The organism is Bradyrhizobium sp. OK095, from assembly GCF_900109945.1.
Classification (GTDB): Bacteria; Pseudomonadota; Alphaproteobacteria; order Rhizobiales; family Xanthobacteraceae; genus Bradyrhizobium.
Map to the genome: position 1 here is coordinate 354,433 of NZ_FOBX01000004.1, position 20,522 is coordinate 374,954.

General features: G+C 64.6%; 23 protein-coding genes. 16 read left to right on the forward strand and 7 right to left on the reverse strand.

The window, feature by feature from the left end:
* Positions 1-2 precede the first annotated feature (2 nt).
* From phnL to BMW89_RS13700, 4 genes are read left to right on the forward strand one after another with little or no spacing between them, the layout of a single operon-like run.
* The gene (gene phnL / locus BMW89_RS13685; protein ID WP_177196035.1) at positions 3-701 is read left to right on the forward strand and encodes a phosphonate C-P lyase system protein PhnL; all 699 of its coding nucleotides are present in this window, start codon (positions 3-5) and stop codon (positions 699-701) included.
* Positions 702-713: 12 nt separating this feature from the next.
* Positions 714-1,871, forward strand: a complete 1,158-nt coding sequence (locus tag BMW89_RS13690) for an alpha-D-ribose 1-methylphosphonate 5-triphosphate diphosphatase (RefSeq protein WP_092027071.1) — start codon at positions 714-716, stop codon at positions 1,869-1,871.
* Positions 1,868-2,479, forward strand: a complete 612-nt coding sequence (gene phnN, locus BMW89_RS13695; RefSeq protein ID WP_092027072.1) for a phosphonate metabolism protein/1,5-bisphosphokinase (PRPP-forming) PhnN — start codon at positions 1,868-1,870, stop codon at positions 2,477-2,479. The genes BMW89_RS13690 and phnN overlap by 4 nt, the downstream gene beginning before the upstream one ends.
* Before the next feature lie 10 nt (positions 2,480-2,489).
* Complete coding sequence (locus BMW89_RS13700; protein ID WP_092027074.1) at positions 2,490-3,101, forward strand: pyridoxamine 5'-phosphate oxidase family protein; 612 nt, start codon at positions 2,490-2,492, stop codon at positions 3,099-3,101.
* Here BMW89_RS13700 and BMW89_RS13705 read toward each other — a convergent pair.
* Entirely contained in the window at positions 3,088-4,890 is a 1,803-nt protein-coding gene (locus BMW89_RS13705) for a tetratricopeptide repeat protein (protein ID WP_092027076.1), read from the reverse strand. The genes BMW89_RS13700 and BMW89_RS13705 overlap by 14 nt on opposite strands.
* Before the next feature lie 173 nt (positions 4,891-5,063).
* On the opposite strand from BMW89_RS13705, the gene BMW89_RS13710 reads away from it, so the two are divergent.
* A complete protein-coding gene (locus BMW89_RS13710; RefSeq protein WP_177196036.1) occupies positions 5,064-6,416 on the forward strand; it encodes a class I SAM-dependent methyltransferase in 1,353 nt (450 codons plus the stop codon).
* A 1-nt stretch (position 6,417) separates the two neighbouring features.
* On the opposite strand, the gene BMW89_RS13715 is transcribed toward BMW89_RS13710, so the two are convergent.
* Positions 6,418-7,149: an SDR family NAD(P)-dependent oxidoreductase gene (locus BMW89_RS13715; protein WP_092027080.1), complete on the reverse strand. Its 732-nt coding sequence runs from the start codon at positions 7,147-7,149 to the stop codon at positions 6,418-6,420.
* A 392-nt stretch (positions 7,150-7,541) separates the two neighbouring features.
* Between BMW89_RS13715 and BMW89_RS13725 the strand changes: the two genes are divergently transcribed.
* Both BMW89_RS13725 and BMW89_RS13730 read left to right on the forward strand, forming a co-directional pair.
* Complete coding sequence (locus BMW89_RS13725; protein WP_092027082.1) at positions 7,542-7,763, forward strand: hypothetical protein; 222 nt, start codon at positions 7,542-7,544, stop codon at positions 7,761-7,763.
* A gap of 17 nt (positions 7,764-7,780) precedes the next feature.
* Positions 7,781-8,734: an aliphatic sulfonate ABC transporter substrate-binding protein gene (locus BMW89_RS13730; RefSeq protein WP_092027084.1), complete on the forward strand. Its 954-nt coding sequence runs from the start codon at positions 7,781-7,783 to the stop codon at positions 8,732-8,734.
* A gap of 7 nt (positions 8,735-8,741) precedes the next feature.
* On the opposite strand, the gene BMW89_RS13735 is transcribed toward BMW89_RS13730, so the two are convergent.
* The 3 genes from BMW89_RS13735 to BMW89_RS13745 form a co-directional block, all read right to left on the reverse strand.
* Positions 8,742-9,524, reverse strand: coding sequence for an alpha/beta fold hydrolase (locus BMW89_RS13735; protein WP_092027086.1), 783 nt, complete (start codon positions 9,522-9,524; stop codon positions 8,742-8,744).
* Between the two features lie 4 nt (positions 9,525-9,528).
* Complete coding sequence (locus BMW89_RS13740) at positions 9,529-10,824, reverse strand: O-acetylhomoserine aminocarboxypropyltransferase (protein WP_092027088.1); 1,296 nt, start codon at positions 10,822-10,824, stop codon at positions 9,529-9,531.
* A gap of 87 nt (positions 10,825-10,911) precedes the next feature.
* On the reverse strand, positions 10,912-11,712 hold the full coding sequence (locus BMW89_RS13745; RefSeq protein WP_092027090.1) for an IclR family transcriptional regulator: 801 nt from the start codon (positions 11,710-11,712) through the stop codon (positions 10,912-10,914).
* Positions 11,713-11,840: 128 nt separating this feature from the next.
* Here BMW89_RS13745 and BMW89_RS13750 point away from each other — a divergent pair, with 128 nt between their 5' ends.
* Genes BMW89_RS13750 through BMW89_RS13775 form a run of 6 tightly spaced genes read left to right on the forward strand, consistent with a single transcriptional unit; the run spans position 11,841 to position 16,445 of the window.
* A complete protein-coding gene (locus tag BMW89_RS13750; RefSeq protein ID WP_177196037.1) occupies positions 11,841-12,806 on the forward strand; it encodes a Bug family tripartite tricarboxylate transporter substrate binding protein in 966 nt (321 codons plus the stop codon).
* A 3-nt stretch (positions 12,807-12,809) separates the two neighbouring features.
* Positions 12,810-13,427 (forward strand): flavin reductase family protein, encoded by a 618-nt coding sequence (locus BMW89_RS13755; protein WP_092027094.1) that lies wholly within the window; start codon positions 12,810-12,812, stop codon positions 13,425-13,427.
* Between the two features lie 43 nt (positions 13,428-13,470).
* Positions 13,471-14,331, forward strand: a complete 861-nt coding sequence (locus BMW89_RS13760; RefSeq protein ID WP_092027096.1) for a fumarylacetoacetate hydrolase family protein — start codon at positions 13,471-13,473, stop codon at positions 14,329-14,331.
* Between the two features lie 3 nt (positions 14,332-14,334).
* A complete protein-coding gene (gene hpaH / locus BMW89_RS13765; protein WP_092027098.1) occupies positions 14,335-15,138 on the forward strand; it encodes a 2-oxo-hept-4-ene-1,7-dioate hydratase in 804 nt (267 codons plus the stop codon).
* Positions 15,139-15,163: 25 nt separating this feature from the next.
* Positions 15,164-15,556 (forward strand): RidA family protein, encoded by a 393-nt coding sequence (locus BMW89_RS13770; RefSeq protein ID WP_092027099.1) that lies wholly within the window; start codon positions 15,164-15,166, stop codon positions 15,554-15,556.
* Between the two features lie 13 nt (positions 15,557-15,569).
* On the forward strand, positions 15,570-16,445 hold the full coding sequence (locus tag BMW89_RS13775) for an amidohydrolase family protein (protein WP_092027101.1): 876 nt from the start codon (positions 15,570-15,572) through the stop codon (positions 16,443-16,445).
* A 42-nt stretch (positions 16,446-16,487) separates the two neighbouring features.
* Here the strand turns inward: BMW89_RS13775 and BMW89_RS13780 are convergent, their stop codons facing one another.
* Both BMW89_RS13780 and BMW89_RS13785 read right to left on the reverse strand, forming a co-directional pair.
* Positions 16,488-17,495 carry an LLM class flavin-dependent oxidoreductase gene (locus BMW89_RS13780; RefSeq protein WP_092027103.1) on the reverse strand — a complete coding sequence of 336 codons (1,008 nt, stop codon included), beginning with the start codon at positions 17,493-17,495 and terminating at the stop codon, positions 16,488-16,490.
* A 177-nt stretch (positions 17,496-17,672) separates the two neighbouring features.
* Positions 17,673-18,443, reverse strand: a complete 771-nt coding sequence (locus BMW89_RS13785; protein ID WP_092027105.1) for a hypothetical protein — start codon at positions 18,441-18,443, stop codon at positions 17,673-17,675.
* A 339-nt stretch (positions 18,444-18,782) separates the two neighbouring features.
* Between BMW89_RS13785 and BMW89_RS13790 the strand changes: the two genes are divergently transcribed.
* The 3 genes from BMW89_RS13790 (at position 18,783) to BMW89_RS13800 (ending at position 20,511) form a co-directional block, all read left to right on the forward strand.
* Complete coding sequence (locus tag BMW89_RS13790) at positions 18,783-19,286, forward strand: peptidase associated/transthyretin-like domain-containing protein (protein ID WP_092027107.1); 504 nt, start codon at positions 18,783-18,785, stop codon at positions 19,284-19,286.
* Positions 19,287-19,297: 11 nt separating this feature from the next.
* Positions 19,298-19,918: a ferric reductase-like transmembrane domain-containing protein gene (locus BMW89_RS13795; RefSeq protein ID WP_092027109.1), complete on the forward strand. Its 621-nt coding sequence runs from the start codon at positions 19,298-19,300 to the stop codon at positions 19,916-19,918.
* A 116-nt stretch (positions 19,919-20,034) separates the two neighbouring features.
* Positions 20,035-20,511: a cyclic nucleotide-binding domain-containing protein gene (locus BMW89_RS13800; RefSeq protein WP_092027111.1), complete on the forward strand. Its 477-nt coding sequence runs from the start codon at positions 20,035-20,037 to the stop codon at positions 20,509-20,511.
* The last annotated feature ends 11 nt before the right edge of the window (positions 20,512-20,522 follow it).

Here is a 20,522-nt window from a genome sequence, read left to right on the forward strand (position 1 = left end):
CGATGACCGCCATGATCGACATTGCCGACGCCAAGAAGACCTTTACGATGCACCTGCAAGGCGGCATCGAATTGCCCGTCGTCAGCGGCGTGACCTTCCACGTCAATCCTGGCGAATGCGTCGTGCTGTCGGGGCCATCAGGCGCCGGCAAATCGTCGATCCTGAAGATGATTTTTGGCAATTACCGCTGCGATTCCGGTCGCATCGGTATCCGCCATCGCGACACGCTGATCGATCTCGCCACCGCCGAGCCGCGGCAGGTCCTCAACGTGCGTCGCGCGACCATTGGCTATGTCAGCCAGTTTTTGCGCGCGGTACCACGGGTCGCCACGATCGACGTCGTCGCCGAGCCGCTGATCGTCAACGGCATGGCCCGAGCCGACGCGCAGGCCCGCGCCGGTGAGCTGCTGCACCGCCTCAACATCCCCGAGCGGCTCTGGCAGCTTCCGCCCGCGACCTTCTCCGGCGGCGAGCAGCAGCGCGTCAACATCGCGCGCGGCTTCATCTCGGATCTGCCGATCCTGCTGCTCGACGAGCCGACCGCTTCGCTCGATGCCGCCAACCGTGCCGTCGTCGTCGCGCTGGTCGCCGAGAAGAAACGCCAGGGCGTCGCCATGGTTGCCATTGTCCACGACGACGAAATCCGCCATCTGATTGCCGATCGCATCGTCGACGTCACCAGCTTTGCCGCCGCCGCCTGAAGGAAGAGGGACATGAACGCCAAGCCAAAGGACACCGTGATCGCCAATGCCAGGATCGTGCTGGCCGATAGGGTGATCGAGCAGGGCTGGCTCGCTCTTGCCGATGGGCGCATTGCCGAGATCGGCGAGGGCAGGGCACCTGCCGGCGCAGAGGATGCCGGCGGCGACCTCATCATGCCGGGCCTGATCGAGCTGCACACCGACCATCTCGAAGCGCATTGCGTGCCGCGCCCAAAAGTGTTCTGGAATCCGGTTGCCGCCGTCATCTCCTATGACGGCCAGCTTGCGACGTCTGGCATCACCACCGTGTTCGATTCGCTTCGGGTCTGGCGTGATGACGGCGCCGAGGAAGTCGATGGTCGTGCCGGCACGCTCGCCGCCGCGATCACGACCGCGCGCGATGCCGACCTGCTGCGCGCCGATCACTTCCTGCATCTGCGCTGCGAAATCCCGATGCCGAGCGTGGTCGAGGAAGCCAAGGAGCTGATCGACCGTCCTGACGTCCGCTTGATGTCGCTGATGGATCACACGCCCGGCCAACGTCAGTTCCGCGATGAAGTCAAGCTGCGCGACTACTATCGCGGCAAGGGTGGCGGCAAGACCGACGCCGAGCTCGATGAGCTGTTCGCAAAGCGTTTCGAGTATCAGAAGCTTTATGCTGCGACCAACATGCGCGAGATCGTAGCGCTGGCGCAGTCGCACAAAATCCCGCTCGCGAGCCACGACGACACCACCGAGGAGAACGTCGCGGACGCCGTGCGCGACGGCGTTTCGGTGGCGGAGTTTCCAACGACGCTGGAGGCGGCGCGCGGCCTGCACCAGGCCGGCATCGGCATTCTGATGGGCGCGCCGAACGTCGTGCGCGGCGGCTCGCACTCCGGCAACATCGCCGCGGTCGACCTCGCCCGTGAAGGCCTGCTCGACATCCTGTCGTCGGACTACATCCCGTCAAGCCTGCTGATGGCCGCGCTGCAATTGCCCGACCACGTGCCGGCGATCAGCCTTCCCGCTGCGGTTCGCACCGTGACGAAAGCGCCGGCCAAGGCGGTTGGCCTCACCGACCGCGGCGAGGTCGCGACCGGCAAGCGCGCTGATCTGATCCGCGTGCATGTGGCGGGCAGCGTTCCCGTGGTTCGCAGCGTCTGGCGCGAAGGAAACCGGGTCGCATGAGCGAGACTGAGGCCATGGCACAGGACACGGCGGGCCGGATCGGACCCGGCCGGCTCGTGCTAGTGGTCGGTCCGAGCGGTGCCGGCAAGGACACGCTGTTGCGGCTCGCGCAAGCGGCCTGCATCGATGATCACAACGTCGTCTTCCCGCGCCGTGTCGTGACGCGCGAATCCTCTGCCGACGAGGATAATATGGCGATGAGTCCCGACGACTTTCGCCGCGCGCGCGAGCACGGCGATTTCGCCGTGTATTGGGAGGCGCACGGCCATTCCTATGCCCTGCCGCTCGAGATCAACGACGATATCCGCGTCGGCCGCGCGGTCGTCGCGAATGTCTCGCGCACGGTGATCGGTGCGCTGCGCCAGGCCTATGCCAATGTCATCGTGGTCGCGATCACGGCGCCGCCGGACGTGCTGGCGCAGCGGCTAGCCGCTCGCGCCCGGCACAGTGACGGCAATATCGCCGATCGGCTCACACGCAGCGTCAACGACGCGTCGGCCCATGCCGACGTCACCATCCTCAATGCGGGCAGTGCGGACTATCACAGCCGCCACCTGTTGCGCGTGATCAGGAATGAATGCTGGCACGAGGAGCGGCCAGCACAATGAGGAGAACGGAATGTCCGTGATTGAAACGGTCGAACAGCTCGAAGCCATCTACGGCGCCACCAATGACGCCTCGACCGTGAAAGTCGCCGACCATGTCACGCCGCTCTACCGCATCTTCATCGAGAAGGCGCCGTTTGCCGCGCTCGCCACCATCGGGCCCGAGGGCATCGACTGCTCGCCGCGCGGCGATCTCCCCGGCTTCGTCCGCATTCACGATCCCAGGACGCTGATGCTGCCGGACCGCCGCGGCAACAATCGGGTTGATTCCCTGCGCAACATCGTGCGCGATCCCAGGGTGTCGCTGATGTTCTTGATCCCCGGCTCCGGCAACGCCGTGCGGGCCAACGGCCGCGCCCATCTTTCCGTCGATGCCGAGCTGCTCGCCTCGTTCAAGGTCGAGGGCAAAGCGCCGCGCAGCGTGATGGTGATGAACGTCGAGGAAATCTACTTCCAGTGCGCGCGCGCCATCGTCCGCTCCGATCTCTGGAATCCGGACAAGCGCATCGATCCGAAGACCTTGCCGACACCCGGCCAGATCCTCGCCGAGATGAGCGAGAACAAGGTCGGCGGCGCGGAATATGACCGCATCTGGCCGGAACGTGCGGCCGCTACGATGTGGTAGGGAATTCCTCGACCAGGGCACGGTCGACGCGCGCGATTACCGCGCTCCAGTCGCGCGCCGCGTCCTGACGGAACAGGCGGGCGGTCGGATACCACGGGCTGTCCTCGCGATCGAGCAGCCAGCGCCAATCCGGCACGTGAGGAAGCAGCAGCCAGACCGGACGCCCGAGCGCGCCGGCGAGGTGGGCCGTGCTGGTATCCACCGTAATGACGAGATCGAGCGCCGCCACCACCGCAGCCGTGTCGGTGAAATCGTCAAAGAATTGTCCGGCCAGGACGAGATTGCTCCGCTCGCCCAGCGCCGCTCTGTCGCTCTGGCGAACTTCCGTCTGCAGGCCGACGAAGACGGCATTGCGCGCAAGCAGCGGCGCGAGCAGCTCGGCGCGGATCGAGCGGTTCCGGTCGTTGGTGTGCGTCGCGTTGCCGGACCAGACGAGGCCGATCTTCGGCCTCTCGTCGGTACCGAGGCGCTCGCGCCACACGTCCGGCAGGTTCGGCGCGGCCAGGTAGGGAATGGCCGAAGGAATGCTCTCCAGCGTGGTACCGAAGGCCAGCGGCAGGCTGGACAGCGGACAGTGCACGTCGAAGTCGGGCAGCGGAGCGTTCTTGTCGATGCACAACGCCACGCCATCCATCGTGCTGATCAGATGTCGCAGCGCGGCTTGCACCCTTGCGATCACGCGCGCGCCACGCGCGGCCAGCATCGGAATGTAGCGGGCGAAGTGAATGGTGTCGCCGAAGCCGAGATCGGCATGGACCAGGATGGTCTTGCCTTCGAGGGAGTTCTCGCCGAGCCACAGCGGCTGCGCGAAGTTCGGCGCGACGAGGCCGAGCGCGGCGACCTTCCTCTGCCATTCCGCCTCCACGAAGCCCCGGGCGAGATCGCCGGTCAGCAGGCGCAGCGTCGCATCGTTCCAGTGGGCCAGCGCGTGATCGGGATTCATCTGCTGGCCCTGCGCATAGCTCGCCAGGGCCTCGTCGTAGCGGGCGAGGTCCTGCAGCACGCTGCCACGATTGACGATGGCGTCGACATAGTCCGGCTTCAGCGCAGCCGCGCGATCAAACGACGCCAGGGCTTCGTCAAGCCGTCCTGCCGCGCGTAGCGCCGAGCCGCGGCTGTTCGCTATCTCGGGTGATTCAGGTTCGAGCGCGATGGCCGCGTCGAAATCGGCAAGCGCCGCCTCGGTCCGCATCAGCCGGAGCAGCACGATGCCGCGATTGTTCAGCGCGGCTGCATGACCGGGCGCGATCTTGATCAGGCGGTCATAGTCCGCCAGCGCAGCTTCGAAGCGATTGAGATCGGAGAGGATATCGGCCCGATATTTCAGGGCGCCGACATAGTCGTGATTGTGCGCGATGGCGCGGCCGAGCGCTGTCAGCGCCTCCTCTGGCCGTTCCATCGCGAGCAGGGTCAAGGCACGATGAAAATGCGCTTCCCAATAGTCGGATTTGCGGCGCAAGGCCTTGTCGAACATCGCGAGCGCGTCGTCGAATTTGCGCTGGTTGCGGAGCGCGACACCCAGATTGGCGAGATAGAGCGGGTTGCGCGGGCTCGTCGCGATCGCCTGCCGTATCAGCTGCTCCGCCTCGCCGGGGTGTTCGGCCAGGAAGCTGACGCCCAGCAGATGCAGCGCGTCGGGCTGCCGCGGATCGATCGTCAGCGCGTAGCGATAGGTGTCGCGCGCCTGGGGCAGGTTGCCAGCCTGATGCAATGCCATGCCGCGGCCGAGCAGATCCGCGATCTGTTGTTGTGCCAGCGGGCTGCCGGGTCGATGCTTGTGAGGAATCATCGGACGGGAATCTAGGTCAGGTCAAGGATTCTGGCCAGCGGTCCCCCCGGCGGCTGGCTGTCGGGCCACCCGTTATCGGCCGTGATTGACCCTGATTCGGCCGGATGGTTACATCGCAGCCGGCGATTCGGCGCCGTAGGCCGGTACAGCCTTCATCAACCGTGGAGCCGGCGATGGTTCGCAAAGACCGCGCGCAAGCGCAGGTGCGAAAGACGGACGTGACACGCTGGTCGGATCCGGCGTCACTCGAGGCCGCCTGGGACGCTCGGGCTGAGCTCGCCGCGCAGTTCATCCCCGCGGGTGCCCGCGTCCTCGACCTCGGCTGTGGCAAGATGTCGTTGCGCCGCTTCCTGCCGCCCGGCGCCAGCTATCGGGGCTGCGACCTGGTCGCGCGGGAGGCCGATACGGTCGTCTGCGACTTCAACGCGGGTGAGTTCCCGGCTGAGGCCGCGACCGATGCGGACATCATCACGCTGCTCGGCGTCCTCGAATACATTCCCGACTCCGACGCATTCTTCGCGCATCTGCGCGCAGCCAAGCGGGACGTCGTGCTCAGCTATTGCGCGACCGACCTGACGGGCTCGGTGGACCGGCTGTCCCTGGGTTGGCTGACCCATTTCAGCTTTCTCGGACTGGCCAAGCTGTTCGATCGTCACGGGTTCCAGATTACTGCGACGATGCCGGTCGATCAGCTCCAGATCCTGATGCGCCTCACGCCCGTGGATCGCATGCCCCAGGTCAACCCGAGCAAGGTCGCGGTCATCTCCTACAACGATGTCGGTAATTTCGGCGACCGGCTCGGCTATCACATGATCAACTCGCTGCTGCCGGGAGATGCCCTGGTCGATCATCTGACCTTCCGGACACTGGACCGCGCGCGCGATGCCTACGATCTGATCGTGCTCGGCATCGGCAACAGCATCTACGAGCCGCTGCTCACCGACGATCTCATGAAGGTGTTGGCGCGCGGCAAGGCAAAGGTCGGCATTTTTGGAACGCAATACCGCGAGCTCATCTCGCGCGCCAAGCTTGACCGGCTGATCGACCGGCTCGACACCTGGTTTGCGCGCTACGAGGACGATGTCCTGATGTACGGTCGCGGACGCTCCAATGTCGAGCATCTCGGCGACTGGCTGATCGATCAGTTTCCGATGGCGACACCTGTCGTCGACGAGCAGCTCAACGTCGGCGACGAGATTTTGAAAAATCTCCCGCTCGACCGCGTCATTCAGGACATCCAGCGGCACAAGAAGGTGTTCTCGAGCCGGCTGCACCCCTTGCTCTGCGCGCTGACGTCGGCCGAGACGGTTGCCTATAGCGAACAGCCGGCGGGCGACACGGAGATCGTGTCGGGCAAGTTCCGCAGCATGTTGATCGACATTTTCGGCCGCACCTATCCGGAGAAGGCGTTCTTTGCGGTCGATCGCGATGCGGTCAGCCGCTACAAGCTACGCGTTCACGGTAATGTCGCGAAGGTCGAATCGCGGCTCCAGGAGATGTTGCGCAACGTCGCGACGGCAGCTTGATCTAGTTAAACGCCATCCCACCGCTCAGCGCGATCGTCTGGCCGGTCATATAGGCATTGTCGACCAGCAGCATCACGGCTTTCGCCACCTCATCCGCCGTGCCGAAGCGGCCGAGCGGAATGCGGCTGACGAGCTGGGGCTGGCCGCTCATCATGTCGGTCTCGATCAGCGACGGCGCCACGGCGTTGACGGTGATGCCTTCCTTGGCCAGCCGCGCCGCATAACCGCGCGTGAGACCCTCCATGCCGGCCTTCGACGCATTGTAGTGCGGCCCGATCGAGCCGGCACCGCGCGCGGCACCGGAGGAGATGTTGACGATCCGGCCCCACTTCCTTGATCGCATCGATGGCAGCACCGCCTGCGTGCACAGGAACGCGGATTTCAAATTGACCAGGATGGTGCGATCGAAATCGTCCTCGGTGAGATCGTCGACGCCGCGCGTGATCGCGATGCCGGCATTGTTGACGAGGATGTCGATGGGACCGAGCCCGGCCGTGACACGCTCGACCATGTTCGCGACAGCCTCGCCCTGTGAGACATCGGCGGCGACGACGATGGCGCGGCCGCCCTGTTTGACGATTTCGCCCGCCACCCGCTCGGCTTGTCCGATCTGCTCGCGGCAGTTGATCGCCACGGCCGCGCCCGATGCGGCGAGCGCGCGACAGACGGCAGCACCGATCCCGCGCGAGCCGCCGGTCACGAGCGCAATGCGCCCCTTCAGATCATCCGTCATCTCTGGACCTCCCGATTTGCCTGCTTTGTAGTTGCTGGAAGCCTATCACGTTGGCCGTGCAGCGGTGTTGAACTCATCGCGAGATGAATCCGACTGTCTGCGCTTGCGGCAGGAGAAACGCCCGGGCGCGCGGCCTTCAAATATGGATAGCCATTTCATTGACCAGTCGCGCCAATCGCTCGATATTCGGAGCATCGAAACTGCTCATCGAGACGAAGCCGCAATATGAGAATTGATCACCAGCGCAATCGGAACGACATGCATGCTTGCATGACGCGGCGCTGTTTCTCGGCGGCAACCGGCGCCTGTTGTTGTTGCTGACCGCCTCCTAACAACCTCCCACAGCACAAATCTTACGACCGGAACGCCGAAATCCCGGCGAATGAGCAGTCATGTCCCAAGCCCAATCGAACGCCTACATTATCGAAATCCACGATCGCGCCGCCGGCATCATCACGCGAAATGAGCGCGGCTTCCGCTTCTTCTCGTCCGAGCGCCTGTTCGACAGCCTCGAAGGCCGCCAGTTCCGCTCGGCACGTGAGGCCGAGCGCGCAGCACGAGCCCTGCTCTCCGAGAAGGGCCGGCGCGCAAACTCCCAACTCTTCGCCAACTGAAACCGGAGGACCACGATATGATCACCAGACGCCAAATGCTCGCAGCGACGCTTCTGATGGCGACGGCCCTTGCCGCACCCGTGCATGCCGAGGACAAGCCGGCGGAGATCCGCATCGGCACCCAGAAGGGCGGCTTCTTCCCGGCGGTGCGCCAGCGCCAGACACTCGAGAATGCGTTCAAGCCGCTCGGCATCGAGATCAGATGGATCGACTTCCAGTTCGGTCCGCCGCTGCTGGAGGCCATCAATGTCGGTAGCGTCGATTTCGGCTTCGTCGGCGACACCCCGCCGATCTTCGCGCAGGCCGGCGGCGCAAAGATCAAATACGTCGCGGCGGTGAAGTCCGAAGGCAACACCCAGGCGATCGTCGTGCCGAAGGATTCACCCATCAAGACGCTGGCGGATCTCAAGGGCAAGCGCGTCGCCTTCGGCAAGGGATCGAGCGCGCACAATCTCCTCGTCGCTGCGCTCGAGAAGGCCGGCCTGTCCTGGTCCGACATCACGCCGGCGCCGCTCGCGCCGGCGGACGCGACGGCGGCCTTCGTGAAGGGCTCGGTCGATGCCTGGTCGATCTGGGATCCTTATCTGGCGCTCGCCGAATTGAAGGAGGGCGCCCGCGTCCTAGTCTTCGACAAGGATGTGCACAAGCCGAACGCTTACTACATCGCCAACACGGATTTCGTGGAGAAATACCCGTCGCAGGTCGGAAAGCTCAACACGACCTTCGCGTCTGAAGGCCTGTGGGCGGACTCACATCATGAGGATGTTTCGAAAGCGCAGGCCGAGGCGACCGGCGTCGATATCGAGGCGATCAGGCGTTTCGTCAACCGTTCCAACTACCGCGTGGTGCCGCTGGATGCGGAGGTGATCAGGACTCAACAGGCTGTCGCCGACCGCTTTGCCAAGCTCGGTCTGATCCCCAAGCCGGTCAACGTCTCCGACATTGTCTGGAAGTGGACGCCGGGCTCCTGAGCAATCCCTAACCTCTCAGCGCCACCAGCAACTCGTCCGGGCGCTCGGCCATGATCATGTGGCCGGCGCCCGGCACCACGACGGTCTTCGCATGCGGGATCGCGGCTGCGAGTGCCTTGCCGGCTTTCACCGGTGTCATCATGTCGCGCTCGCCGAGGATGAGGGTAACAGGCACCTTCACGCTCGCGGCAGCGGTGAGTGCGTTCGCGTAAGCATTGCAGGCGGACAAATCCCTGAACAGGACGCCCGGCTCGCAAGCTTGAAGCACGGCCTGCGCGCCGCCATGCATCCACAGGCCCGGTGCGAGGCTGCCGCCGAGCTCGGCGTTGAAGCCGAGGCCCCAGATCGACACCATGTCGTTTGCATCCTGCTCGTTGGCTTCGGCCGCCTTCAGCAGGTCGGGACCGACCGTCATGGTCGCGGCAGTGCCGATCAGGCTCAGTGCCGAGACTTTGTCGGGGTGCCGCGCCGCCGTCTCCAGCGAGATCAGCGATCCCATGGAATGGCCGATCAGATGGGCCTTCGCCACGTTGGCCGCAGCGAGCAGTGCTGCGGTCCAGTCGGCCATCTCCGCAATAGTTGACAGCGAAGGCCCGGACGAGCGGCCGTGGCCGGGCAAATCAGGCGCCAGCACGCCAAAGCCGTGATGGGCGAACCAGCGCGTATGCAGCGCCCAGGTCGAACGATCGAACCCGGCACCATGGAGGAAGACCATGGTGGGCAGGGACTTGTCGAAGTCGCGGCCGCCAGTTGCGACAAACACATCAGTGCCGTTGACGGAAAGCTTCATGGCGTCAGACCTTCTGCGAGATGCGCAGCGCCTGCGCGAGATCGTCGATGATGTCGCTTGCCGTCTCGATGCCGACCGAGAGCCGTACCAGCTCCTCGCCGATGCCGGCGTCCCTAAGCTGCTCGGCATCCATCTGCTGATGCGTGGTCGACGCCGGGTGGATCACCAGCGTCTTGGCGTCGCCGACATTGGCGAGATGGCTGATCATGCGCAGCGATTCGATGAACTTGCGCCCCGCGGGCCGACCGCCCTTGATGCCGAAGGAGACGATCGAGCCGGCGCCGCGCGGCAGCAGTTGCTTTGCGAGCTGATAGTCAGCGTGACCCTCCAGCGAGGGATGCAGCACCCAGTCGACGGCCTTGTTGGTCTTCAGGGCCTCCAGCACGAGATGCGTGTTCTGCATGTGACGGTCCATGCGTACGCCCAGCGTCTCGACGCCCTGAAGCAGTTGGAACGCGTTGGTCGGCGACAGGCAGGCGCCGAAATCGCGCAGGCCTTCGGTGCGCGCACGCATGATGAAGGCGGCGGTTCCGAACTGCTCGTCAAACACGATGCCGTGATAGCCGCCATAAGGCTCGGTCAGCACGCCGAACTTGCCGGACGTGCGCCAGTCGAAGCGGCCGCTGTCGACGATGGCGCCGCCGATCGCGATGCCGTGGCCGCCGATCCATTTGGTCGCCGAATGCATGACGATGTCTGCCCCAAGCTCGATCGGACGGCTGAGATAGGGCGTGGCAAAGGTGTTGTCGATCAGCAGCGGAATTTTTGCGTCATGCGCGATCGCCGCGACCTTGGGGATGTCGAGCACCTCCAATCCGGGATTTCCGATGGTCTCGCCGATCATCAGTTTCGTGTTTGGCTTGATCGCGGCACGCAACGCGTCGTGGTCGCGCGGCTTTACAAACGTCGTCGTGATGCCGAAGCGCGGCAGCGTGTGCGCCAGCAAATTGATGGTGCCGCCATAGAGCGAGCTCGACGCCACGATATGGTCGCCGGCGTTGAGCAGCGTCGCGATGGCGAGATGTAGCGCGGCCATGCCGCTCGCGGTGCAGATCGCGCCGACGCCGCCTTCCAGCGCCGCGAGCCGTTCCTCCAGCACGCCGGTGGTCGGGTTGGAGATACGCGTATAGATGTGGCCGGCACGTTCCAGATTGAACAGTGCGGCCGCGTGATCGGAGTCCTGGAACACATAGGATGTGGTCTGGTAGATCGGCACCGCGCGGGCGCCGGTCGCGGGATCCGGATGCTGGCCCGCATGCAGGCTCAGGGTCTCGAAGGCAGGCGGTTTCGGCGCGGGCATGCTTGGCCTCGTTGGTCGGTCGGTGATGGCGGCTCTTGTGCCATAAAATGGCGCGCGAAGTCAGCCATTGACAGCACCGTCTGTGCCTTAGCCGCCGATCGCCTGCTCGATGATCTGCGCCTCGCGCAGCAAAATCTCCGCGACCTCCTGCTCGCGGCGGGGGCCGAGCCTCGTCCGAACGGCGGAGACGGTCATGGCCGCGGCCGGCTGGCCATCCGGCGTCTTGATCCAGGTCGAGATCGACTTCGTGCCCTGCACGAGGCCGATCTCTCTCATATTATATCCCCGCTTCCGCGCCGCGGTGACCTGGCCGAGCACCGTCGCGGCGTCGGTTTGGTAGGCCGCGAACCGCTTCTCATTGGCTGCGACGATTTTTCGCGCGTCCTGCGCCGGCATGGCGGCGAGGATGGCGACGCCCGCGCTGGAGACGCCGAGCGGCCGGCGCGCGCCGACCTCGATCGACAGCACCTGGATCGGATAGATTCCGATTCTCCGATCGACGCACAGCGTGTCGTGGCCGGTCCGCATCGTCAGGAAGAGTGTGTCGCCGATCTCGGCCGACGCGCGCCGCAGCGACGGATTGGCGGCGACCAGCAGCCGCGAAGGTCTCGGCCGCGCCAGTGCCAGCTCCGGCACCTGGTTGCCGATCGCGTAGCGGCCGGTTTTGTCGTGCCGCTCGACGATGCCTTCCTCGATCAGCACGTGGATGATGCGATGCACGGTCGGACGGGTGAGGCCGGTCGCGCGCACGACCTCGGCCAATGGCACACCGTCCTCGCGGCCTGCGGCAAGAATACGCAGCACCGCCAGCGCGCGCCGGATGGCCTGCGCGCCCTGTCGCGGTTCCATTGCGTTGCGGACGGATTTCGGTGAAAGTCGTTTGTCCATAATATGGACAAGAACGCCACAATTCGCTCGACAGGTAAAGCGCGCATCTGGAGATTGCGCGGCGATCGAGCGCCATGCGCAACGTCAAGGCGTTCGAAGTGAATTGGAAGCGCCGCCGGGAGGTTAACATGAGATTAATCGCGATTGCCATAGCTGCTGTCACTGCGATGCTGGCGGAGCCCGCATCGGCCCAGCAATGGCCGGCGCGCAGCGTCAAGCTGATCGTGCCTTATCCTGCCGGCGGCAATGTCGACAGCGCGGCGCGGATCGTCGCCGACAAGCTCCAGGAAAAGCTCGGCCAGCCCTTCATCATCGAGAACAAGGCCGGCGCCGGCGGCATGATCGCGGGCGAGGCCTTCGCGAAATCGGCGCCCGACGGCTACACGCTGTTCGTCGGTGCCAACGGCCCGGTGCTGTTCGCGACCGAGATCAACAAACGCGATGCCTATAATTGGAAGAAGGATTTCCTTCCCATTACGACCATCTCGATGACGCCGCTGGTGCTCGAGGTGCATCCCTCCGTGCAGGCCAATACATTCAAGGAATTCGTCGAACTCGCCAAGCGCGATCCCGGCAAGCTGACGATGGCCTCGCCCGGCCCCGGAACCACCAACCATCTGCTCAGCGAACTGATGCAGGAGAATCTCGGCCTGCAATGGGTCACCGCGCACTACCGCGGCAACGCGCCTGCCATCAACGACCTGCTCGGCGGCCAGGTCCAGTTCGCATTCGACCAGCTCACGGTCAGCCTCCAGCACATCAAGGCCGGACTGTTCCGTGCACTCGCGGTGACGAGCCAGCATCGCCTGAAGTCGCTGCCTGATGTCCCGACTTTCATCGAGCTCGGCTACAAGGATTTTGACGGCCAGACTTTTACCGGCCTGTTCGCGCCCGCGGGCACGCCGGCGCCGATCGTCGACAAGCTGCACGAGACGCTGGTCGCGATCCTGAAGGACCCCGCCGTGGTCGACAGGTTCGAGAAGCTCGGCGGTGAAGCGACGCCGATGACGCCGGATGAATTCAAGGCTTATCTCGAGCGCGAGGACGCCAAGTGGATTCCGGTCGTGCGCAAGGCCAACATCAAGGCGGATTGATCGATGCGGATTGACCCCACCGAGCTCGGCGCGGAGCGCATCTATCGCCTGATGACCGGCATCGTGGTGCCGCGTCCGATCGCCTGGGTGACGAGCCTGTCGCGCAAGGGCGTGCTCAACCTCGCGCCCTTCAGCGCCTTCACCTTCGTCTCGCAGAAGCCGCCGATGCTCGCCATCAGCGTCGGCCGCAAGGGTGCCGACTACAAGGACACCGCGCACAACATCCTCGATACCGAGGAATATGTGATCCACATCGCCGATACCCCGCTGATGAAGGCGGTGCACGACAGCTCGGTCGAGCATCCAGCTGAAGTCAGCGAGGTCGCAGAGCTGGGCCTGGAGACGATTGCGAGCGAGCGCATCAAGGTGCCCAGGCTCAGCGTTGCACCCGTCGCGATGGAATGCCGCTTCCGCCAGTGTCTCGAATTCGGCGACGCCCGCAGCCGGCTGATCGTCGGCGAGGTCGTGATGTTCCATCTGCGCGACGGCCTCGTGAACGACGGCAAGGTGGAGACCAAGGCGCTCGACCCGATCGCGCGCATCGGCGGCCCCCGCTACGCCAGCCTCGGCGAGATCGTGACGCTGAACACCGTGTTCCAGACTCCCAAATCGAAAGATTGAGCGCGCGGCCCCGGCCGCGCCTCGAGACCATTGGAGAACGACAATGCGACTCGTAAGCTATCTCCTGGACGGAGAGCCGCGCTATGGCGCTGCCGTTGAAGGCGGTGTCGTCGATCTGACCAAGCGGATCGGCCGCGACTATTCCGACGTCAAGGCGCTGATCGCGGCCAACGCGCTCGCCGAGGCGCAGGAAGTGGTCGCCGGACAAAATCCTGACTACGCGCTGGACAAGCTGGTCCTGCTGCCGCCGGTGCTGGCGCCCGAGAAGCTCTGGTGCATCGGCGTCAACTACGCCGAGCGCAATGCCGAATATAAGGATAGCTCGGACCTGCCAAAATATCCGAGCCTGTTCGTGCGCAGCATGTCGTCGATGACAGGCTCCGGCCAGACGCTGGAGAAGCCCAAGGTCTCCGAACAGCTCGACTACGAAGGCGAGCTCGTCATCGTGATCGGCCATGGCGGCCGCCACATTCCGCGCGAAAAGGCCTGGTCGCACATCTTCGGCATGACGCTGTGCAACGAAGGCACGATCCGCGACTGGCTGCGCCACGGCAAGTTCAACGTCACGCAGGGCAAGAACTTCGATCGCTCCGGCAGCATCGGCCCGTGGATCGTCACGGCTGACGAACTCGACCCGCGTGGTCCCCACGACATCACCACGCGCGTCAATGGCGAGGTGCGGCAGCAGGACACGACCGAGCGGCTGATGTTTCCGTTCGACTATCTGATCTCCTATCTCTCCACCTTCGCCACGCTGAAGCCCGGCGACATGATCGTCACGGGGACGCCGACGGGGGCGGGCGTGCGCTTCGATCCGCCGCGCTGGCTCAAGGTCGGCGACGTCGTCGAGGTCGAGTCCAGCCGCATCGGCGTGCTCCGCAACGTCGTCGCCGCGGAGAGTTAAGCCATGCTGGATGCCGCCACGATCGAACGCCTTGCCGCGCGCCTGGACGAGGCCGAGCGCACCAAAACGCTGATCACGATGTTCACGAAGGACTATCCCGATTTCAGCATCGAGGATGCCTACGCGGTTCAGCGCGCCTGGACCAAGCTCCAGCTCGGCCGCGGCCGAATCATCAAGGGCCACAAGATCGGTCTGACCTCGAAGGCGATGCAAAACGCAGTCGGCATCTCCGAGCCCGATTACGGCGTTCTGTTCGCCGACATGTTCTATGCCGACGCTACGCCGATTCCCTTCGACCGCTTCCACGCGCCCCGCATTGAGGTCGAGCTCGCCTTCGTGCTGAAGGCGCCGCTGCGCGGGCCCGATTGCACCATCTTCGACGTGCTCAACGCCACCGACTACGTCACGCCCGCGCTCGAAATCCTGGAGACGCGCATGCATCGCGTCGACCCGGAAACGGGCAAGGCGCGAAAAGTCATGGACACGATCTCGGACAACGCAGCGAACGCCGCGCTGGTGCTCGGCGGCCGGCCGTTCCGCCCGATGGACGCCGATATGCGCTGGATCGGGGCGCTGCTGTTCCGCAACGGCGAGGTCGAGGAGACCGGGCTTGCCGCCGGCGTGCTCAATCACCCCGCCAACGGCATCGCCTGGCTCGCCAACCGCCTCGCGCCGCATGACGAATATCTCAGGGCTGGCGAGGTCGTGTTGGCGGGATCGTTTACGCGTCCGGTCGATATCCGCCGTGGCGACACGTTCCATGCCGACTACGGCACGTTCGGCTCGGTGTCCTGCCAGTTCGTCTGAACCAACACATGAGAGGGAGCGCATCATGACCGGTCAATCGCGGCGCAAGAGCATCCATATCGGCGGCTTCAAGCACGCCAACCCGATTCCGAACGCCTGCCGCATCGGCAATCTCGTGATGTCAGGCGTCATCCTCGGCCGCGACGCGGTCGGCGCGATGCCCGAGAGCCTGGACGCGCAATGCGCCAACATGTTCGCGCATATGAAGGCGACCGTTGAGGCCGCCGGCGGCACCACGGACGACATCATCAAGATGACGGTGTGGCTGAAGGACCGCACGCAGCGCGCACCCGTCAATGTCGAGTGGCTAAAAATGTTTCCGGACGAGCATTCGCGCCCGGCGCGCCACGCGCTGCCGATGGACAACATGGATGGCGGCGCGCTGGTGCAGTGCGATTTCACCGCAATGATCGACTGAAGGAGCACCTTGCATGCCGACCTATCTGCCGTTCGATCCCAACCCGCGCCGTCCGGTCAAGGCGCCGCCGCCAAAAACCGTCGACAGCCAGTTTCACGTGCTGGGTCCCATCGACAAATATCCCGAGCGTCCCGGTGCGGCCTACCGGATGCCGAGCGCGACCTGGGAAGCGGCGTTGCGCGTGCACAAGACGCTCGGTATCGAGCGCGGCATCATCGTGCAGACCACGACCTACGGCGCCGACCATTCCGTCGTGCTCGACGGCCTCGCCGCGATGGGCCCGAACTATCGCGGCTGTGCCAACGCGCTGGTGTTCGCGGAGGCGAACGATTCCTATCTGGCCAAGCTGCACGATGCCGGCGTGCGCGGCGCGCGCTTTAGTTTTCGACAGGAACTGGGCGCCGTGCTGTCGGATGCGGATTTCGCCCGCGCCATCGCGCGCATCCGCGAACTCGGCTGGTACGTCAAAATCCAGCCGGAGAAGGACGGCATCGTCTCCAGCGTCGCCAAGTATGAGAATCTCGACGTTCCCGTGCTGATCGACCACATGGCGCGCCCCGATCCGGAAGCCGGCAAGAACGATCCGAACTTGCGCAAGATGCTGGAGCTGCTCACCAAGGGCAATTTCTGGGTCATGTTGTCACTCGGCGAGAAGACCTCGAAGGTCGGCCCGCCCTACGACGACGTGATCCCGATCGCGCGCACCTATATCGAGGCCGCGATCGACCGCTGCGTCTGGGCCAGCGACTGGCCGCATCCGGTCTCCGTCAAGCAGCCGCCGAACGACGCCGACCTGCTCGAACTGATGTACCGCTACGCGCCTGATCAAGCCGAGCTGGAGAAGATTTTGGTGCACAATCCGGCGAAGCTGTTTGGCTTTCCGGATTAGAGGGATCGACGCTCGCCACGAGCGCGGTGCGCTACATCGCGCTCACGCCGCCGGCTGCTTTGCCAGCCGGTCCCGCACCCCGGCCGCGATCTCGAACGAGCGCAGCCGCGCGGCGTGGTCGTAGATCTGCCCCGTCGTCATCAGCTCATCCGCGCCGGTCTCGGCGATCAGCGCTTTCAGCTTGTCCGCGACCACTTCAGGCGAGCCGACCGCGGAGCAGGACAGCGACTGGCCAACCATGGCTTTTTCCGCCGGCGACCACAGCGCGTCCATGTCGTCGACCGGCGGCGGCAAGGGGCCGGGCGTGCCGCGGCGCAGATTGATGAACTGCTGCTGCAACGAGGAGAACATCCGTTGCGCCTCGGTGTCGCTGTCCGCGGCGAACACGTTGACGCCGACCATTGCATAGGGCTTGTCGAGCTGCGCCGAGGGCTCGAAGCGCGCGCGATATTCGCGCAGCGCCGGCATCATCATCTGCGGCGCGAAATGCGAGGCGAAGGCGAAAGGCAAGCCCAGCATGGCCGCAAGCTGTGCGCCGAACATGCTGGAGCCGAGGATCCAGAGCGGCACCTTGGTTCCCATGCCCGGCACGGCGCGGATCGCCTGGTTCGGCTGCACATCGCCAAGGAGGGCCTGCAACTCCAGCACGTCCTGCGGAAAATTCTCGGAGCTCGTTGCGAGGTCACGCCGCAGCGCCCGCGCCGTGAACTGGTCGGTGCCCGGCGCGCGGCCAAGCCCGAGATCGATGCGGCCGGGATAGAGCGATTCCAGCGTGCCGAACTGCTCGGCGATCACCAGCGGCGAGTGGTTCGGCAGCATGATCCCGCCGGAGCCGACGCGGATCGTCTTCGTCCCGCCCGCGATATGCCCGATCACCACCGAGGTCGCAGCACTCGCGATGCCCGTCATGTTGTGATGCTCGGCGAGCCAGAACCGCTTGAAGCCCCATGTCTCCGCATGCCGGGCGAGATCGAGCGAATTGCGGAACGCCTGCGCCGCATCGCCACCCCTGCGGATGGGAGCGAGGTCGAGCACGGAGAAGGGGATCATGTTGGGGATACCGGGTGGAAGGCGATATACGCCGGAGCTTCACATGTAGTGGCGTCCAGCCCGAATGTTAGCGTGGCACGGTCGCCCAAATGTCGGTGCAACGATGCCATTCAAAATCGCCGTGCCGGGCTTGATACGAGCCCCATGGCTCGAACCCTTGCGAGGCGTTGCAGGCGGTTACGTTTTCCCGCGCGGATCTTTCAGCAGGCCCGGCTGGACACGGCCGCCCTCCCCGAACACGTTGAGAACCTCGCTGCAAAACGCAGGAATCTCGGCGGCATCGGCCCGCACTGCATATTCGGCATCTCCCTTTTCCAGCGCGAGGTCTTGCGCAATTCCCTCTGGCGTTGCGTGTTGTGCACTTGGCCCTTTGCGCAAAAATTCGGTCCACGACGATCGTCCCGCCGCGATGATCGTTTCCGCAGCCTGTGTGTTCGCCTCGACGCCAGCGCATTTGCCGGGAACGGCAAGCGCGTAATAAGCCGTGAAAACGGGCCTCAATGAGTTGTTTGCAGTGGGGTCTTCGTTCGGCCGCAATCCGATCCCGGCAATTGCATCGGACTTCGTGCATCGGGCCAGTGTCTCCGGCGGATCGTGCCTGGCCAGTGACGTGATTTCAACGGCACCCTCGTCGAGCAGCTTGACTTTCGTATGCCAGCCCGACCGATTGCCGGGACTCCTGAGATTGAGGATGTATCCGTCCTTCAGCTTCTGGTGCGACACGATGGTGGCGCCGCACATGGAGCCACCGCAGAACTCGTAGCTGGTCGCACTGAACGAGGTGAAGTTATCGGCCTTGCGGTGGTAGGACTGGCATTGCGCGGGGCTGTTGCCGTAACTGCCGATCAACTCGCGCGGGCCGTTGGGGTAGACCTTTGCGTCACCGGCTTCCGCGGCGATTTGACCGGCGACAACAGACAGCGCGGCTATCGTCAGCATTCGCTTCATTGTCACGTCCCCCATTTCTCCTGCCGCCGGAAGCTACTGCAGAACGCGTAGGACGGGTAGCGTGCTTGCGAGACCCATCATGTCTTGTCGCCGCGCTGATGGAGTTTACCTCCGCCTTTGGATCTGTCTGCTACGGCGGACACGTCACTTGACCCATCCCCCGAAGCTTGTCGAGGAGCCCGTTCACAACAGCGTTATTCCGACCTGTCGCGCCCTCTCTCTCAACTGGGCGTTCCGCGCGTATTGTTGTAACTTGAGCGGAGTCACCACACGGCGATCGCGCGTCCGGGGCGCGAGAAATAACCGTACGCCAGCTGATGCTCGCCAGGAGGATTTGACATGACCATGGTCGTACTCAACCGCCGCAGCCTCCTCGCCGCCGGCGGGTCCGTCCTCGCAACCGGAGTTTTGACAGCCGGCGTTTCGGGACTGCTGTTGCCGGCCCGCGCGGACGGCCTCGCGCCGACCGAAACGATGTCGGGCGGGGCGAATAATTACCGCAAGGGCGCGCCGGTCGTGGAACGGATCGGCAAGGGTGGCTTCTGGATGAGCGGCACCGTGCGCCGCGCCGGCGACGGGGCTCCGCTCGCCGGGCAGCGCATTCAGATCTGGGCGCACACCACCGAAGGCCAGGAGCATGAGCCGCAGAGCCACGGCGCCACGCTCACCGACAAGGACGGCGCGTTCCGGCTCGAGATGCCGCAGATCATTCCGATCTTCGGCCAGCCGCATGGTCACCTCGCCTATGACAGCGGTGACTTCAAAACCGTCTTCCTGCGGCCGGTGATGCGGAGCGCCAAGGAAACCAGCCTCGAGGCGCACTTCGTGCTTCAGCCGGCCTGACCGGATTGCGAATGAAGGAGTGGAAATCAGCCAAGGCGACCCTGATCTGGGTCGTCCTTGCGACTGCCATTGGCGTGCCGATTGCGTTCGCTGCGGGAAACGAGCAACTCGCATGGCGCGGCCCGGTCTACATCCTCGCCGGCTTCGCAGGGATCATCGCGCTCGGTCTCGTGCTGGTTCAGCCCTTGCTGATCGGCGGATATCTGCCGGGCCTGTCGGCCTATCGCGGACGGCGCGCCCATCACTGGATCGGAGGCGCGCTCGCCCTGGCGGTGGTGATCCATGTCGCCGGCCTCTGGATCACCAGTCCGCCCGACATGATCGACGCCTTGACCTTCGCATCGCCGACGCCGTTCTCCCCCTTTGGCGTGACCGCCATGTGGGCGATCCTCGCAGTCGCGCTTCTGGCACTCCTCCGCCGGCGATTGGGACTGCGCCTACGAACCTGGCGCCTCGTCCATATCCCCCTCGCGATCGTCATCGTCGCAGGCAGCGTGGTCCATTGCCTGCTGATCGAGGGGACGATGGAGACCATCTCGAAGGCGGCGCTTTGCGCAGCCGTGCTCGCGGCGACCATCAAGCTCATGGTTGACCTCTGGCGAAAGCGAACGCTGCGCGGCGAGAGCTCGTAGCCCGGATTATGCTTGTGCTCCATCCGGGCTACGGCACTTCTCAAGCACGTCGGGCATCGTCTGCGCCGGTGAGTGCTCTGCTTGCCGCAGGTGGCGGCGGCGCGTATCTTCGCCCGATGGTTGTCAGTGCCCCCGATCTGAAAGCGTTCCTGCTCGCGACGCCGTTCTTCGGCGGCCTTACGGACCGAGGTCTCGACCTCCTGACGTCGATGCTGGTCGAGTGCCGCTTCGATACCGGCGTAACCGTCGTGACGGAAGGCGAGCCGGGACGCTCGATGTTCATCGTCAAGTCGGGCCGGCTGGCGGTGAGCAAACGGGCGAATGCGGGGAGCGTCATTCCGATCTCCGTTCTACAGCCCGGCGATTTCTTCGGCGAGATGACGCTGATCGAGATGCAAAACCGCTCCGCCACCGTGGTCGCGGAGAGCCCGACCGTGCTGTACGAGCTGACGGCCCAAAATCTCTACGCCTGCTACAAGGCCGACGTCCACGCCTATGTGATCGTCCTGCAGAACATCAATCGCGAGCTATGCCGCCGCCTGCGCCGCGCCGACGATCGCTTCACCGGGCATCAGGTGGATGACGACAATTGATTCTTCGTAGG